At 72.9% G+C, this 16,839-nt stretch carries 10 protein-coding genes; 2 read left to right on the forward strand and 8 right to left on the reverse strand.

Annotation, left to right across the window (positions count from 1 at the left end; all coding sequences use genetic code 11):
* Positions 1-38: 38 nt before the first annotated feature.
* The 4 genes from AC0682_RS12895 to AC0682_RS12910 all read right to left on the reverse strand — a co-directional run bounded on the left by AC0682_RS12895 (position 39) and on the right by AC0682_RS12910 (position 5,567).
* Complete coding sequence (locus AC0682_RS12895) at positions 39-1,148, reverse strand: ABC transporter permease (protein WP_478532743.1); 1,110 nt, start codon at positions 1,146-1,148, stop codon at positions 39-41.
* A complete protein-coding gene (locus tag AC0682_RS12900) occupies positions 1,145-2,707 on the reverse strand; it encodes a sugar ABC transporter ATP-binding protein (RefSeq protein WP_478532744.1) in 1,563 nt (520 codons plus the stop codon). The genes AC0682_RS12895 and AC0682_RS12900 overlap by 4 nt, the downstream gene beginning before the upstream one ends.
* A 68-nt stretch (positions 2,708-2,775) precedes the next feature.
* Positions 2,776-3,774, reverse strand: a complete 999-nt coding sequence (locus AC0682_RS12905) for an ABC transporter substrate-binding protein (protein WP_478532745.1) — start codon at positions 3,772-3,774, stop codon at positions 2,776-2,778.
* A 779-nt stretch (positions 3,775-4,553) separates the two neighbouring features.
* Positions 4,554-5,567 (reverse strand): LacI family DNA-binding transcriptional regulator, encoded by a 1,014-nt coding sequence (locus tag AC0682_RS12910; protein ID WP_478532746.1) that lies wholly within the window; start codon positions 5,565-5,567, stop codon positions 4,554-4,556.
* Between the two features lie 349 nt (positions 5,568-5,916).
* Here AC0682_RS12910 and AC0682_RS12915 point away from each other — a divergent pair, with 349 nt between their 5' ends.
* Both AC0682_RS12915 and AC0682_RS12920 read left to right on the forward strand, forming a co-directional pair.
* Positions 5,917-6,882 carry a glycoside hydrolase family 6 protein gene (locus AC0682_RS12915; protein ID WP_478532747.1) on the forward strand — a complete coding sequence of 322 codons (966 nt, stop codon included), beginning with the start codon at positions 5,917-5,919 and terminating at the stop codon, positions 6,880-6,882.
* Between the two features lie 89 nt (positions 6,883-6,971).
* A complete protein-coding gene (locus AC0682_RS12920) occupies positions 6,972-8,252 on the forward strand; it encodes a glycoside hydrolase family 6 protein (protein ID WP_478532748.1) in 1,281 nt (426 codons plus the stop codon).
* A 200-nt stretch (positions 8,253-8,452) separates the two neighbouring features.
* Here AC0682_RS12920 and AC0682_RS12925 read toward each other — a convergent pair whose 3' ends face one another.
* The 4 genes from AC0682_RS12925 to AC0682_RS12940 are packed head-to-tail and all read right to left on the reverse strand — an operon-like array spanning position 8,453 to position 16,669.
* Positions 8,453-9,754, reverse strand: a complete 1,302-nt coding sequence (locus tag AC0682_RS12925) for a TIGR02679 family protein (RefSeq protein ID WP_478532749.1) — start codon at positions 9,752-9,754, stop codon at positions 8,453-8,455.
* The gene (locus AC0682_RS12930) at positions 9,745-13,851 is read right to left on the reverse strand and encodes a TIGR02680 family protein (RefSeq protein WP_478532750.1); all 4,107 of its coding nucleotides are present in this window, start codon (positions 13,849-13,851) and stop codon (positions 9,745-9,747) included. The genes AC0682_RS12925 and AC0682_RS12930 overlap by 10 nt, the downstream gene beginning before the upstream one ends.
* Positions 13,848-15,080: a TIGR02678 family protein gene (locus AC0682_RS12935; protein WP_478532752.1), complete on the reverse strand. Its 1,233-nt coding sequence runs from the start codon at positions 15,078-15,080 to the stop codon at positions 13,848-13,850. The genes AC0682_RS12930 and AC0682_RS12935 overlap by 4 nt, the downstream gene beginning before the upstream one ends.
* Positions 15,077-16,669: a TIGR02677 family protein gene (locus tag AC0682_RS12940; RefSeq protein ID WP_478532754.1), complete on the reverse strand. Its 1,593-nt coding sequence runs from the start codon at positions 16,667-16,669 to the stop codon at positions 15,077-15,079. Before AC0682_RS12940 ends, AC0682_RS12935 begins: the two co-directional genes overlap by 4 nt.
* Positions 16,670-16,839 lie beyond the last annotated feature (170 nt).

Consider the following 16,839-nt stretch of genomic DNA (forward strand, 5'->3'; position numbering starts at 1 on the left):
CCGCTGGAGCGGCCCGGTGAGAGAGCTGAGGGTGGTACTCACGGGTGGACCTCCTGCCGGGGGGCCGCCGTGCCGTCGGCCGCGGGGGCCGGGCCGGCCGGGCGGCCACGGCGTGCGAGTCGCGCGCGGAACGCGGGCGACTGGACGAGACACACGACGATGACGACCAGGGCCTTGAAGACGAGCGTGGTCTCGGGCGGAACGCCGAGGGTGTAGATCGTGGTCGAGAGGGTCTGGATGATCAGTGCGCCCAGGACCGTGCCGCCGAGCGAGAAGCGGCCTCCCGTCAGGGCGGTGCCGCCGATGACCACGGCGAGGATCGCGTCCAGCTCGATCCACAGGCCCGCGTTGTTGCCGTCGGCGCTGGACACGTTGGAGCTGATCATCAGGCCGGCCACCGCGGCGCACACGGCGCTGACGACGTAGACCGTGACGAGGAGGCCCGCCGCCCGGATGCCGACGAGCCGGCTCGCGAGCGGGTTGCCGCCCACTGATTCGATGAGCATGCCGAGCGCCGTCCGCCGCGTGACGAGAGCGGCGACGGCGACGAGGGCCGCGGCGAGCAGGACGGCGAAGGGGAGGGTGAGCCAGTAGCCGCCGCCGATCATCTTGTAGGCGCTGCTGGAGACGCTGATGATCTGGCCGTCGGTGATCAACTGGGCCACCCCGCGCCCGGCGACCATGAGCACCAGCGTGGCGACGATGGGCTGGACGCCGAGCCGCGCGACCAGGAGGCCGTTCAGCAGTCCGATCGCGGCGGCCACGCCGACCGCCAGCGCGATCGCCGACAGGAGGGTGGTCAGGCTTCCGGGTTCCTTCGCGGTGGCGATGTGCTCGCACGCGAGGGCGCCGGAGATGGCGACCGTCGAGCCGACCGAGAGGTCGATGCCCCGGGTGGCGATGACGAGCGTCATGCCGAGCGAGACCAGGATCAGCGGGGCGCCGAACTGCAGGATGTCGATCGGACTGCCGTACAGGTGTCCGTTCTGGACGCGGACGGCGAGGAAGTCATGGGTGAGCGCGACGTTCCCCAGCAGCAGGACGGCCAGCACGGCGGCGGGCCAGAACAGGCGGTGCTCGGCGAGCCGCCGGGCGCCGGGCGCCCGGATCGGACGCCGCCCGGCGCCGGTGTCGTCAGGTGGTGTCATGAGGTGGCTCCGGTGGCCATGGTGCCGAGGATCCGATCGGGCGTCAGGGCCGGGTCGTTGGGGAGGGTGGCGACGAGGCGGTGGTCGCGCAGGACGCCCACGCGGTGGCTCAGCCGCAGCACTTCCTCCAGTTCGGCGGAGATGAAGAGGACCGCGGTGCCCTCCGCGGCCAGGCGGGTGACCAGTTTCTGGATCTCCGTCTTGGCGCCGATGTCGATGCCCCGGGTGGGTTCGTCCAGGATCAGCAGATCGGGGGCGGTGAGCAGCCACCGCGCGAGCAGCACCTTCTGCTGGTTGCCTCCGCTGAGGTTGCGGACCTGTGCCTCGGGGGCGGCCGGGCGGATGTCGAGGGCCTCGATCCACCGGGCGGCGATCTCCTCCTGCCGGGCGCGGGAGAGGGGCCTGGTCCAGCCACGCGCGGCCTGGAGGGCGAGCACGATGTTCTCGCGCACCGTGAGTTCGCCGATCAGGCCCTCGGCCTTGCGGTTCTCCGAGCAGAAGGCGATCTTGCGGGCGATCGCGGCGCGCGGGGACCGCAGGGAGGCACGCTCACCGTCGATCCGGAGCTCGCCGCCGTCGGCGTGGTCGGCTCCGAAGAGCAGCCGGGCCGCCTCGGTGCGTCCGGAGCCGAGGAGCCCGGCCAGGCCGATGACCTCGCCGCGGTGGATGTCCAGGTCGTAGGGGTGGACGGCGCCGGAACGGGCGAGCCCGCGGGCGCTGAGGAAGGGGGTGCCCCCGGGGCCGGGGCCGGCCGTGGCGCCGGGGTGCGACGTCTCGGCCAGTTCGTCGAGGGTGCGGAGTTCGCTGCCGACCATGCGGTGTACGAGGGTGACGGGGGTCAGCTCGTCGATCCGGTACTCGCCTTCGAGGCGGCCGTTCCGCAGGACGGTCACCCGGTCGCACAGGTCGAAGACCTGGTCGAGGAAGTGGGTGACGAAGAGGATCGCGACACCCCGGTCACGCAGTCTGCGGACCAGGGTGAACAACTGGGCGACTTCGTCCCGGTCGAGGCTGGAGGTGGGCTCGTCGAGGACGAGTACCTTCGCCCGGATGTCCACGGCCCGGACGATCGCGACGAGTTGCTGGACGGCGAGGGAGTGCGCGCTCAGCGGGAGGCGGACGTCGAGGTCGAGTTCCAGCTCGGTGATGAGCCGTGCCGCGCGTGCGTGGAGGGCCGGCCAGTGGACCAGCCCCAGGCGGCGGGGTTCACGCCCGATGAGTATGTTCTCCGCGACCGAGAGGTTGGGGCACAGGTTCACCTCCTGGTAGACCGTGCTGATTCCGGCGTGCTGCGCCTCCAGTGGCTCGGTGAACCGGTGGGGGATGCCGTCGACGGAGACCGTTCCCGCGTCGGGCGGGTGCACCCCGGTGAGCACCTTGATGAGCGTCGACTTTCCGGCGCCGTTCTCGCCCATGAGCGCGTGGACCTCGCCGGGGAAGAGGCGCAGGGCCACGCCGTCGAGGGCGAGGACTCCGGGGAAGGCCTTGCGGATGCCATGGGCCTCCAGGACCGGCCGGTCGGTGCGTGGGGGTGTGCCGGGGGTGGGTGGGGCTGCCATCCGCCCTCCTCTCCTGAGGGATGGGGGGCGGCGCGAGCGCCGTCCCCCGGTCGGTTGCGGGCGAGGGCTCAGTACTGGCGTCCGGGCAGCGCGGCCGCGGCCTGGTCCTGGGTGAAGACGCCTTCCTCGACCTCGACGCGTCGGGGGACGCTCTCTCCCGCCGCGACCTTCCTGGCGAGGTCCATGAGCTGGTCGCCGAGGAGCGGGTTGCACTCGACCACCACGTTGATCTTCTTCTCCTGCATGGCGACGAAGGCGTCCTTGATGCCGTCGACGGAGATCACCTTGATGTCGGTGCCCGGCTTCCTGCCCGCCTCCTCGATGGCCTGGATGGCGCCCAGGGCCATGTCGTCGTTGTGGGCGTACAGGACGTCGATGTCCTTGTGGGACTTGAGGAAGGCCTGCATGACCTCCTTGCCCTTGGCGCGGGTGAAGTCGCCGGTCTGGGAAGCGACGACCTTGAACTTGGCGTCGCCCTTGGTGACCTCGGCGAAACCGGCCCTGCGGTCGTTGGCGGGTGCGGAGCCGGTGGTGCCCTGGAGCTCGACGATGTTGACCGGGTCGGAGGTCCCCTCGTACTCCTTCACGAGCCACTTGCCGGCCTCCTGCCCCTCCTTGACGAAGTCGGAGCCGAGGAAGGTGCGGTAGAGGGAGGTGTCCTGCGAGTCGACCGCACGGTCGGTGAGGATCACGGGGATGCCGGCGCTCTTGGCCTCTTTCAGGACGGTGTCCCAGCCCGACTCCACCACCGGGGAGAAGGCGATGACGTCCACCTTCTGCTGGATGAAGGTGCGGATCGCCTTGATCTGGTTCTCCTGCTTCTGCTGAGCGTCGGAGAACTTCAGCGTGATACCGGCCTTCTCGGCCGCCTCGCGTACGGACTTGGTGTTGGCGGTGCGCCAGCCGCTCTCGGCTCCCACCTGAGCGAACCCGAGCACCAGCTTGCCGTCGGAGGAGCCCTTGCCGGTGCCGGTGGTGCCGGGGTCCGCGGGCTCGGTGGTGCAGGCGGTCAGTACGCCGCCGGCCAGGGCGACGGCGACGATGAGGCGGAGGGCTCTGCGGGCCATGTCGTGGTTCCTCTCGGGACGTGCGTCGTACCAGGCGGAGCCCGGAAGGGGACGGGCCCGGCGAAGGCGTGGCCGCACAGCGGTGGTTGGGTCGGCGTGTGCGTCGGCATCCGACGACCTATGAGCTGCCGAACGCGACACATTGTGAGCGCTAACAGCGAGGTAACTCAAGGGTTCGTACGGTCGTTACCGGTTTTTGATACGGAGAACCTCTCGCCGCCCAGGCAGAGAATGGCGACTGTTGTGAGCGCTAACAGACGGGACGCGGCAAGGCCTCCTCACAGGCCGGCGGGGGGGCGTCGATGAGTTCGCGCGGGCCCTGCAACCCCGCGCCGGGTGGTTCCGTTCCCCCCGTACGGCCCGGAGCCGGGAGCGCGTTCGCTGCCATGGACACGGCGTACCGAAGGAGACTGCGCTCCGGGACGGGCGCAGGGGACGCGACCGACGCGGACGGCGCCGGAACGCCGATCGTGTCCGTACGCCCCCGCCAAGGCGCCGAGCGGGGAGACACAGGACGGCAGCCGGGCCCACCGATTCCGGCGGCAGGCTGGGGGGACGGCCGCGAGGTGGTGGCGGAGCAGCCGATCTGCCGGGTGGTGGATCCGGTCGACCGCCGCCGGGCTCCCAGGAGTGCCGCGCCGCGCTCGGCGCCCCTGCCGGCCCGCCCGGGTGGCCGCCGGGCCGGATGGAGCGCGTCGCGAACGGGCGCCCGTGGAAGGGGGCGCACGACGGCGCGGCGGAGCGGAGGGGGCCGACCCGGTCGGTCGCGAGGCTGCCCGTCAGGCGCTGGCGCGCGTGACCAGCCACGTGGGGAGGATCAGCGGGGTGGGGGCCTGTCCGTCGATGAGCGCGACGAGCATGCGCGCCATCTCGCGACCGAGGCCCTCCACGGGCTGGTGCACCGTGGTCAGCGGCGGATCGGAGACCCTGGCCACGGCCAGGTCGTCGAAGCCGATCACGGCGACGTCGGCGGGGACACGGCGGCCGGCATCCCGCAGTGCGCGCAACGCCCCCGCCCCCATGTTGTCGCTGGCGGCGAACACTCCGTCCAGGTCCGGGTGGCGCACCGACAGCGCCGCCATGGCCGCCGCGCCGCTCTGCTCGGTGAAGTCACCGCCTTCCGGAGGGAGCGGTTCGAGGCCGGCCGCCAGCATGGCGTCCCGGTAACCGCGGTGACGGGCACGCCCCGCCTCGGTGTCCAGCCGCCCGCAGATCGTCGCGATCCTGGTCCGGCCGAGCGAGATCAGGTGCTCGGTCGCCGCGCGTGCTCCTCCGAGGTTGTCCACGTCCACGTACCACCGCGGCTCCAGACCGATCGGGCGCCCGCCGAACACCACGGGAATCGCCGCCTCTTCCGCCATGCGGGCCAACGGATCGTCCTCGCGCAGCGCCATCAGCATCACCCCGTCGGCCCCCTTGGACCGCAGAAGCCGCTCCACGCGCCGACACCCCCGGTCGGAGGCGGCCAGACACAGCATCAGGTGCAGTTCGGCCTCCTCCAGCGCGGCCGAGGCGCCCACGATGACCTGCGCGAAGAACGGGTCCGCGAAGATCGACGGATCCTCCCCCGAGACGACCAGAGCGGCCGCGCCGGTCTGGCGGGTCGCCAGCGCCCGGGCGGTCGGGTTCGGCACGTACCCGAGTCGATGGACGGCCCGCTCGACGGCCTCCCGCTTGGCACGGCTGACATGCGGGGCGTTGTTGAGCACACGCGAGGCCACCGACCTGGAGACTCCGGCCAGTTCGGCCACCTCGTCGAGCGTCGACGGCCGGTGCGGAACACCTTGGGCCATGACCTGCCTTCCCCATCCCTGTCCGAACGCCTGGAGCACTGGTAGCGCTTCCAGTTTCAGGACTGTAAACGTTCCCCCTCCTCCTGTGAAGTGCTGTTCATGCAGCGACACTTGACAGTGCCAGTCGGATCACCTCACGATACGGCCACACCTCGGCCTCACAGTTCCTCGTCTGGGACCGCTTCCAGTGGGAGCGCTTCCACGAGCTCCTGCGGGTCCGCTGGATGCTGGTGCCCCCACTGATGCCCCGCCGCACGGGGGCCTCGCACCACCGCACTTCCTCAGTGCGTCGCACCGCTCGGGACGAGAGCGCGCGACGCGTCCGCCGCCAGGAAATCGAGGTACCGTCATGCGCCGCAGAATCCGCGCCCTCCTCGCAGCCCTCTCCGCGCTGCCGTTGGCGCTCACCGCCGCCCCGCCCGCCCACGCCGCTGACCCCACCACCCTGACCAGCGGGTTCTACGTCGACCCGGATTCCAGCGCGAAGAAGTGGGTCGCCGGCCACCCCGGTGACGGCCGGGCGCCTTCGATCAACGCGTCCCTCGCCAACACCCCCATGGCCCGCTGGTTCGGCTCCTGGAGCGGCACGATCGGCACCGCGACGGGCGCGTACGCCGGGGCGGCGGACCACCACGACAAGCTGCCCGTCCTGGTCGCGTACAACATCTTCCTCCGTGACTCGTGCGGCGGGCACTCCGGAGGCGGAGCCCCGTCGGCCTCCGCCTACGCGAGCTGGATCGCGCAGTTCGCCGGCGGGATCGCCCACCGCCCGGCCGTCGTCGTCCTCGAACCCGACTCCCTCGCGGACTACGGCTGCCTGAACCAGAGCCAGATCCGTGAGCGCCAGGGCCTCATCGGCGGCGCCGTGGCCGAGTTCAACCGCCAGGCACCCAACACCTGGGTCTACCTCGACGCCGGCAACCCCGGCTGGGTGAGCGCGGCCACGATGGCCCAGCGCCTCCACGGGGCCGGACTCCGACAGGCGCGCGGCTTCTCCCTGAACGTCTCGAACTACTACACCACCGCCCAGAACACCGCCTACGGCAACGCCGTCAACAGCGAACTGGCCACCCGCTACGGTTACACCAAGCCGTTCGTCGTCGACACCAGCCGCAACGGCAACGGCTCCAACGGCGAGTGGTGCAACGCGGCCGGCCGCCGCACCGGCACGCCCACCAGACTGGGCGGCGGCGCCGAGATGCTGCTGTGGATCAAGACCCCGGGCGAGTCCGACGGCAACTGCGGGGTCGGACTCGGCTCCACGGCCGGCCAGTTCCTTCCGGAGGTCGCCTACAAGATGATCCACGGCTACTGACCTCCGGCCCCCGCGGCCCGCTGTCCGCCGCGGCCGGGCCCCCGGGACCACCGGCCCCCTCGTCCCCGCCCCATCGATCAGGAGACCCCATGAAGCAACGCACCCTAGGGCGCCGTGCGACCGCCGCCCTCGCGGCGCTCGCGGCCTGCGCCGCCCTCACCGCCACGCAGGGACAGGCCCAGGCCGCATCCACCGCGAACACGCTGACCCCGTCCACGAGGTTCTACGTGGACCCGCAGAGCAAGGCCGCCAGGCAGGCACTCGCCGACCTCGGCAAGGGCGACCTCACGAACGCCGTGAACATGGCCAGGCTCGCGAGCTGGCCGCAGGCCGAGTGGTTCACCGAGGGCACACCCGCCGAGGTCCGGGCCAAGGTCAAGAGCCTGGCCCGCAAGGCCCGGGCGGTGGACCGGACCCCCGTCCTGGTCGCCTACAACGTGCCGGGCCGGGACTGCACCCAGTACTCCAGCGGCGGCGCCGCGTCCTCCGCCGCCTACCGCCAGTGGATCGACGCCTTCGCCGACGGCATCGGTGACAGCAAGGCCGTCGTCGTGGTCGAGCCCGACGGCCTGGCCCTCCTCCCCAGCGACTGCGGACCGGACGTGGACCCGACCGGCGAACTCACGGCGGCCCGCGTCGCCGACCTCGCGTACGCCGTCAGGACCATCAAGTCCAAGGCCCGCACCGCGGTCTACCTCGACGCGGGCAACGTCCTGTGGCGGCCCGTGGGCGCCATGGCACAGCGGCTGCTCGACGCCGGGGTCCAGGACAGCGACGGCTTCGCCCTCAACGTGTCCAACACCCACCCCACCGATCACAACGCGCGCTACGGCACCTGGATAGCCAAGTGCATGTGGTACGCCACCGAAGGACCCGCGCACGCCCGTGGTCACACCGACTGGTGCGCCACCCAGTACTACTCGCCCGCCGCGCCCAACGACGGCGCCCCGGGCAACGCGGTCGACTCCGCCGATCCCGCCACCTGGCGGTGGACCGACTCCTGGTTCGACCAGAGCGTGGGGGCCCCGCCGAACGACGCGCTGCACCACTTCGTGATAGACACCAGCCGCAACGGACTCGGCGCCTGGACGCCGGAGCCCGGCAAGTACAGCGGCGACCCGGAGATCTGGTGCAACGCGCCCGGCCGCGGCCTCGGCGCGCGCCCGACGGCCGACACCGGTGTCCCGCTCGTCGACGCCTATCTGTGGATCAAGATCCCCGGTGAGTCCGACGGCAGCTGCACCCGCAACACGGGAGGCACGATCGACCCCGAGTACGGCATCGTCGACCCGCCCGCCGGCACCTGGTGGCCCGATCAGGCCCACACCCTGGCCCGCAACGCGGCGCCGCGGCTGACCTTCAACCGCTGAGCCGCGCCTCCGCCCCCGTCCGGCTCCGGGAATCCGCTCGCCCGGGGCCGGACGCCCTCACCCGGGCTCGACCGGCTCGCCTCCCCGCAGGACGGGTGGGCCTCCTGTCCGGCTGCCCCACGTCGCCACCGCTGAGGGCGCGGGCGTATGCGCAAGCCCTGCCGGCATCCCCATGCAGAAGCGGAATCCGGACCCCGCGTTCAGGGCCCTCCCCCCAGGTCGGACAGCAGCAGGTCCAGCTCTCGCTCCTCCTCGACGCGGACGCCGGCTTCTGCGAGGGCGGCGGGAAGGTCCGGATCCCAGAGGGCCCGGGTCGGGGTCCCGGTGAGAGGCCCGGGCGGGTGTTCCGGGTCGCTCGCGGCCAGAGCCGCGCGGTAGTCCGCGGCGGTGTACCGCCAGGGGTGCCACGGGACGCGGCGCAGCAGGGTGCCGGCGATCCGAAGGCCACCCCAGTCGAAGTCGCCGTGGTAGTGGAGGTCCGAGCCGTTGCCGTGCAGGTGGCGCAGGAGCGCGAGGGCCGCGGCCGAGGGCTGGCCCTGGAGGCAGATCAGGGGCGGGCAGGCGGGGCCCAGAGCGTCCGCCGCCGCGGCGAGCACGGCCGGGTTCTCGCAGACCCGTACCACGGGAGAGGCGACGGAGGGCGGTCTCCGGATGAGTTGGCGAAGGGTCAGCACTGAGGGTTCGCCCTCGTCGGCCGTCCAGTCGAGGGCGGGAGTGCCTCGCAGGTTGAGGGTGAGGACCGTCGATGACAGCTCGTCCTTCAGCAGACCCGCCGATGCCCAGGCGTCCCGCCGCCATTGCGCTCCGCTTCCGTCCGCGAACCCGGTCAGTGCGAGGATCCCGGACAGCGTGAGCGTGGCCTGCGGGGTGCCGTCGTCCAGGGCATGGGCCGAGCCGAGGACGCGGGCGGCGAAGGCGGCCCGCGAGACGGCGGGCTCGACGGGCAGCACACGAAGCGCGGCGCGGACCCCGGCGAGCAGGGTGTGCACGGCGTCGGGAGTACGGCCCAGCCGCCGGGCAAGGCCATCGGCACGCACTCTCGCGGCCCAGGCGGCGAGTTCGGGCCGGTCGTCCCCGACCAGTGTGTCGAGGGGCGCGTACGCCCGGTCCCAGGCGGCGTCCTGCTCTGCCCTGGCCTGGGCGAGCGGGGTGATCGGGCCGGTGAGCACCGTGACGGCGGCGGCAAGGCCGTCGGGGCTGATGCCCGACCGGCGCAGCACGCCGTCGACCGCTTCCAGCCGTACGGTGAGGGAACGGCCACCACCTGGGGGGCGGGCCAGCAGCCGTTCGACCGCGGACCGCTGCCCCGGAGTGGGAGCGGCCAGCGAGACCGCGCCTGTCAGAGGGTGCCCGGCCACGAGTCGGCCGCGTACCCGCTCGACGAGCCAGCCGAGTTCCGGCACGCCGAGAAGGCGGTGCAGTCGCGGCACGTCGACCGTGGCGTGCGCGACCGGCTCCGATGGGGCACCGGGTGCCGCAGGCACGTCATGTGTCAGCTCCACTGCGGCTCCCGACCGGCCGCGTCCGATGCCGGACCGCGTAGGGGGTCCTCCCGGCGGTGCCGCCTCGTACCGTCCCACTCCCAGCGGGTCACGAGGACCGCTGCCACGTCGTCGATCCGGGACAGCTGGGCGATGGCGATGCCGGGAACCTGGGGGTAGCAGGCCCATTCCCGTTCGCTGGTCATCACCACGTCGAGGTCGAAGGCGCTCAGCAGGCCGAGGCACTTGGCTCGCGAGTCGTCGTCCACTCCCGCGAACGCCTCGTCCAGCGTGACCAGGCGGGGGGCGTCCGGACTGCTCGCGCTGGCGTAGTGCGAGGAGGCGGCGGCGAACAGGGGCACGGAGACGGCGAGCACGCGTTCGCCGCCGGAGGCGGGGCCCGTGGCCGGGACCCAGCGCCCGTGCTGGTGGCGTTCGACGCCGAACTCGTGCCAGGACCGGTAGTCGAGCGCCGCGGTGAGGTGTTCGAGCCAGCTGCCCGACCCGTCGTCGGACTGCTGACGGGCGATCTGGGCCTGGAGGAACTCGCCCACCGCCGCGCGGTCCTCGGCGGTCCACGCGTCGGCGGACTGGCGCAGTCGCTCCCGGGCCCGGGCGAGTCCGGGCGGAGCCTTGCGCGAAGGCCGCCAGACCAGCCGGAGCCTCATACCGGTGGAGGTGGGGCGGTCCTCCAGTTCGGAGTTCATGTCCCGCACCTGACGCTCGGCCGCACCGATGAGTTCCTGAAGGGTGCCGGCGACCTCGGTGATCAGATGGGTTTCGAGGATCTCCCGTTCGTGGGCGGACAGGATGCGGGTCAGCTCGCCCACCTCCGTGGCGAGCGCTTCGGCGAGTTCGGGTACGGCCCGCTCCCGGCCCTGGTACACGATGTCGACGACCATGCCGTCCTCGACCATGCGCGCGGATGCGCTGTGCCCGTGCCGGGACAGGGTGTCCTGCAGGGTCTTGAGTTCTTCGCTGAGCCTGCGCTGGACGCGTTCCCAGGCGGCGTCCGTGTCGTCGGCCGAGGAGAGGCCGGTCTCGATGGCGCGGGCGAACACGATGGCCGGGGTGGCGGCCCAGGGATCGTCGGCCGCGGCGGGGATCACGAGCTCGGGCAGCGCGATGGCGACCAGGCCCGTGGCGGTGAAGCGCTGGAGCGTGGCGATGGCCTCCGCGCGCGCGCCGACGGCTTCCGTGAGGTCCTTCTCCAACTGCTCGATCCGCCCCTCGGCACGGCCGGCCTCCCGGTCCGCCTCCGCGTGACGCCGTAGGGCGGCCTTCTGGCCGGCCTCGCAGATCCGCTGTGCCTCGGCGGTCTCGACGAGTCGCCGTTCGAGTTCGGCGACGGCCGCTCCGACGGTGGAGCGCAGGGTCAGATGGCGCTCGTCGGCCGCTGCCGCCTCGCGCTCCGCGTCCGCGGCCCGCTGCGCGAGGTCGACGGCCCGCTGCTCCGCGTCGGCCGTCTCGGCGCGTTCGTCGTCCACCTGGCGTGCCGCCTCCGCCTGTTCGCGCACGGCGGGCCACAGGGAGGCCAGCGCGGTGGCAAGGGAGCCGAGGGCATGACGTACGGCGGTGAGTGCGGACCGGTCGGCGGGCAGCCCCAGGTCGGTGGCGGCCTCGGTGAGTTCGGTGGCGGCCCGCTCGGCCTGCCCGGCCGCCTCGGCCGCCTCGGCCGCCCGCTCCTCGCACCGTATGCGGGCCTTGCCCACGGTGTCGGCGGCGGCGCTCACGAGCGCGTGGGCCCGGGTGAGCGGCGACTCGTCAGGTACGGAGGCGAGTTCGGCGTCGAGCGTGCGGCGGCGGCCCGCGATCGCCTCGGAGCGGGCCGCGACGGCTTCCGATTCCTCGCGCAGAGAGGCGAGTTCGACGCCGAGCGCGACGACGCGGGCCCTCCGCGCCGCCTCCCGTGCGCCTTCGCCGATGTATGCGGCGGCGGGCTTGGCCCACGTGCCGGTGAGCGCGCCGACCCGGAAGCGGCCGTCCGCTGACACCCAGGTCCCTGCCCCTCCCCCGCTGTCCAGGCCGATGGCGGCGAGCAGACCGGCCACCGTCGCTTCGTCCGGGGCCCTGGACCGCCCGTCACCGTCGTCCGGGGCCGGGCGCAGCACATCGGCCAGCGACGGGCCGCTCACCGGACCGGTCGACGGGCTGAGAAGGACGTCGTGCCCGTTCACGGCGAGGGCGGAGCCGTCGGGGAGCACCCAGGCGTCGAGGAGGCCGGAGGCTTCGAGGGCCGCTTCGAGACCAGCGCGCTCTGGTTCGGACAGGTCGTCGCGGAAGTCGACCAGGCGCCAGAGCGCGGCGCCCGGCAGCTGGTCCCGGAGGCCGGGTGTCCGGGTGGCGGGAGGCTGGGGCTCGCGTCCGCCGCCGACTTCCAGCGCGGCGAGCTCCCGCCGTGCCGTGTCGGCGAGTTCTGCCAGCTCCGAGTCCCTGCGAGCGGCTTCGGCCGCCTGGTCGGCGAGGTCCGCCGAGCGCACGGTGTGCGCCCTGGCCGCGTGGAGACGTGCCGGGTAGGGGCCGTCGAGGTGGCGCGTCCATTCCTGGAGTTCGTCGAGGAGGCCGGTCCCGTCGGGGAAGGCCAGCTCCGTCCAGGCCCGGGCGCGCTCGCGTACTCCGTCCAGGAGGAGCTGTCCGGCCCGCGCGCAGCCCTCCTCCGCTTCGGCATGCGACTCGGCGGCCAGGGTGAGGTCGGTCTCCGCCTCGTCGAGGCGGCCCGCTGCTCGGCGGTGTGTGGCGGCGGCCCGCTCGGCCGCTTCCAGGAGGCCCTCGACGTGGGCGAGGGAGCGCTGGGCGCGGCCCGCGGAGTCCTCCGCGGCGCGCCGCAGTTCTGGCTCGGGCAGATGCTCGTCGAGGGGCAGGGCGACGTGCGCGGCGGTGGCGTGCTCCTGTGCCCGGGCGAAGGCTTCCTGGGCCCTGATCCGCGCGGCACGGAGCCTGTTCTCCGCGGCGCCGAGCCGCCCGAGCGCCTTGGTGTGGAGGGCGGCCGCCTGCTCACGGTCGCCCCGGGCCTGGTCGGCCGCTCGTGCCGTTCGTGCCACCGCCACCGCGGCGTGTTCCAGGTCGCGCGCGTCACGCATCTCGGGCGCCTCGCGCAGGGCCTTGTCCTGGGCTCGCAAGCGTTCCGCGGTCTCTGCCAGGGAGCTGATCTCCTCCCCGGCCGCGGCCCGCTTCTCCTCGGCGCGCGTCCGCCGTTCCTGCGCCTCGGCCAGATCCCGTTGCACGCGCTCGTAGCGGGAGTGTTCGGCACGCGGAAGCCGTGCCCGGCGGCGGGTGGCGATACGGGCATAGCGCCGGTAGTGCTCCAGGAAGGCGGAGGCGGCTCGCTCCGCGGCGGAGGCGGCGGCCAGCTCGTCCTTCTCCTCGTCGAGGGAGCGGAACGCCTCTGCCACGTCGGCGATGGCCGCCTGGTCCATAGGCGGCAGTGCCTCGGTGAGGGCGCGGGAGAGGGCGGCTTCGTTGGGCCGCTTGGACAGCTGGGGCTGGCGCAGCTGGATGAGCAGGTCGACCAGGGCGGCGTACCGCTGTTCTCCGAGGCCGAAGAGTGCTTCGTCGACGGCGCGGCGGTACGCCTTGGCCTGGTCGTACACCATGCCGTGCCCGGCGACCGCTTCGGCGAGCCGGTCCCGGGACAGGGCCGTACCGGTGGCGTCGAGCAGCCGGAAGGTCCTCTCCGTACGCTCGGTGGACCCGTGGTCGACACGCTGGCGGGTGACGGCGTACCAGTGGCGGGCGATGCCCCTCCCGCTGACGGCCTTGAGTCCGCACAGCAGCGTACGGAAGTGCTGCTCGCCGGTCGTGTCGTCGAGCCTGCCGAACTCGATCCACGTATAGCCGAGCCGTTCGGAGTGCGGATGCTCGCCTCCCAGGAGCAGGTTCCACTCCATCCGCTTGCCGGGGTCGCCGTCGGGTTCGACGCGGCGCGGGCCGAGGTCGCCGTCAAGCAGGAACGGCAGGGTCAGCGCGAGCACTTTGGACTTGCCGGTGCCGTTGTTGCCTCGGAGCAGCAGGCGCCCGTCCCGGAAGTGGAACTCCTCCACGTCGTAGTGGAACAGGTCGACGAGCCCGACGCGCAGGGGCTGCCAGCGGGTACGCCGCGGGGTGGGGAGGCGGATCACGAGGTGGCCTTTCGCTGCGGGGGCGTGGAGGCGGAGCCGGGCTCGCGGACGACGGTCTCGCCGACCGCGTACCGGGCGAGGGCGGGGCGGGCCACGACCGTGTGCGGGGTACGGGAGACAAGGCCGAGGGCGGTGAGCCGGGCGACGGCCTGTTCGACGAGCTCACTCTCCATGCCCGGCTCTCGTGCGGACTTCGACCAGAAGCCCCCGTGCTCGGCTGCCAGTTCTCGCACCCGCAGGGCCAGGGCGCCGAGGGCGACCGGCCCGTCGGCGCCGGCGAGGTGCTCGGCGAGCAGCAGGGTGATGTGCCCGTGGGTGCCCTGTTCGGGCATGCGGAGGTCGGTGAGGTCGTCGTCGGGGTCGACCATGGCGATTCCCTCGGCCCGCACCTCGGCGACGAGTCCCGTCAGCTCGGTGATCCGGGCGGTGAGGAAGCCGCGCTGGCGGGTGAGGTAGCCGAGCTCGGCATCGGTCAGGTCGTCGTAGTAGAGGACCGGGTCGTCGAGCAGTCGGCGGGTGAGCGAGCGGCGCATGGCCCGGAAGCGCAGCTCGTCGCTGTCCAGGGCGGTTTCGGCGACCAGTTCGGCAAGGCGGCCGTCGAGAGCTTCGGCGTGGACGGTGGAGGGGCCCCGCCGGGTGGCGAGGAGACCGGCCAGGACCCGGCGTTCCACGTCGTACAGGACGTCGCCGACCCCGCTGACGTACGCCTCCTCCTCGCCCGCGACACGCCGCAGCACGCCGAGTTCGAGCAGGAGCCGTACGACGGCGGCGAGGTCGAGGCGCTCGTCTCGGCGCTCCAGGGCGAACTCGACGCCCGCGGCGGCGAGTCGGGGGTCGGCGGCGTCGAGGACGATCTGGCCGGCGAGGCGGCCGAGGGCGATCTGGGCCTCGCCCCGTTCGAGGGCCGCGAGTGCGAGGCAGAACAGAACGTAGCGGCGACGGGTGAAGGGGGCGGCGCCCCGGCTCGCCTCCCGGGCCGGGTGCGTGGGGTCGGCGAGGACGCCGGGGATCTTGCGCAGCCGCGCCGCCTCGGCGTCCACCTGGAGGGACCAGCCCGTGTTGCGATCGAACCACTCCCGCAGTTCGGACGTGTGCCGTCGGACGAGTCGGAACTCGTCGGCGCGCCGACCGCGCGCGAGGATGAGGGGGTGTTTCAGCAGGGCGCGCGCTGCTTTACGCAGGTCGGCGGCGTGCTGGCCGTCCAGCACCTCGGTGGGTGGTGCGGTCATCGGTCGGGGTCCCCGTCCGTCAGGTCGTCTCCGTCCGTCAGGTCGACGATCTCGATGAGGTGGTCCGGGCCGCTGAAGACTCCGCCGGGTGTGCGGATCTCGGCGATGGCGCCGTCGGTCAGCGCGGTGAGCCTGATCTCCATGGAGCCGTCGTTGCTGGTGGCCGCGGTGTGGCTCATACCGGGTCGCCACATGGCCAGCGCGTCTCCGAGCAGTTGGAGGAACAGCCCGAACGATGCCGGGTCGAGCTCGCCGAGGCCCGACAGGCGCGTGACGCCGTCGGTGGCGAGCCGGGCGCGGGCGGCCGCGGTCTCCGCGGCCTGCTTGGCGGCCGTCTCGGCGAGAACACGCCGCCGCTCCTCCCGATCCTCGACCTTGCGGGGCTTCCCGCGCCGCTCATAGCTCCCCGTGCGGCGCAGCTGGGGGCTGATCCGCAGCGGTTCCGCCTCGGCCCATGCAGTGGCTGCCGGGACAGGACGCGCCGCGCGGGCGGCGAGTGTGTCGGCGTCGACGGTGAGGTGCCGGGCAGGATAGAGCCCGAAGGCGGCCCGCCACAGCCGGTGCCGGGCGTCGTCGTCGGGGGCCTCGGCGAACCAGCGGGCCAGGGTCCGGAAGTCGGCGGACCGGTCCGAGCGCCCCGAGCGGCGCTCGTTCAGTGCCCGTACGACAGCCAGGAGCTGCGGGATCGCACCGAGCGCCCGGCCACGCAGAAGCCGGGCCTGTGACTCGCGCCCGTCCCTGCTGACGAACCACGCGCCGAGCCCCTCCCAGCGCCCGGCCCACCGCTCGTACACCCCGCGCTCGGCGTCGGCGGCCGCCTCCGGTGAGGCGTCGGCGGCCTCCCGCCGGGCAGCGGCCTCCAGTAGGGACTCGACCCTTCCGTCCTCCTCCAGTTCCAGGATCAGCCGGGCGATGCGCCCGCCCAGCGTGATCAGGTCCTGGATGAAGCGCTCCAGGTACTGGATGAGCCGGTCCTTGTACGCGAGGAAGGTCTCCTCCTCGACGTCGTGCAGGTCGATGGTCCGCTGGAGAGATCCCATGAAGGCGCGGGCGTTGTCCGCGAGAGCCGCGAAGCGGCTGGCCAGCGCGTCGAGCGCCAGGTGTGCCTTGGCCGGGTCGGGCTCCTCCTCCGCGGCCAGGACGAGCAGGGCGCGCAGGTGGGTGACGATGTCGTGCAGGGCGACGGCCTGGAGTGCGCCACGGCGGCCGAGTGCCTCGTCGTAGGCGGACAGCGCCTCCTCGGCGGCCTCCCCCTCGCGCGTGAGCTGGTAGATGAACCGCTTCCGGTAGAAGTCCTCGACGGCGGTCACACGGGCCGTATCCGGGTCGGCCCGCAGGTTGCCCCAGACGACGAGCCTGTCGAGCGCGACGACGACGGCCTCCGGCTCGACGGGGCGGACGTCCGCCGGCAGCCCGGCGTGCACATCCTCAGGACGCAGATGGACCGCGAACCGCTCCTTGGCGACGAGGAACACCCGCATCACCTGACGGTAGAGCGGAGTGTTCTTCACGGTGAGGTGGGCGAAGGGGCCGAATCCGTCCGGCTCGGGGTCCGGACCGGCCGAGGCGGTGGCAGAGGGTGCGGTCATCGTCGGCCATTCTCCCCCAGGCGCCACTCCCACCGGCAGGAACCGGAGTACCTGGCCGATTCACGCTGTCGTGACCGGTGAGCCACGGCAGCCGGGGCCACCCGGCAAGCCGACAGGAGCGCACCCCTCACGCAAGGGCCCGGCGCTGAACGGTTACCCCGGGGGGCCTG

It is taken from the genome of Streptomyces sp. NPDC043746 (genome assembly GCF_056436485.1).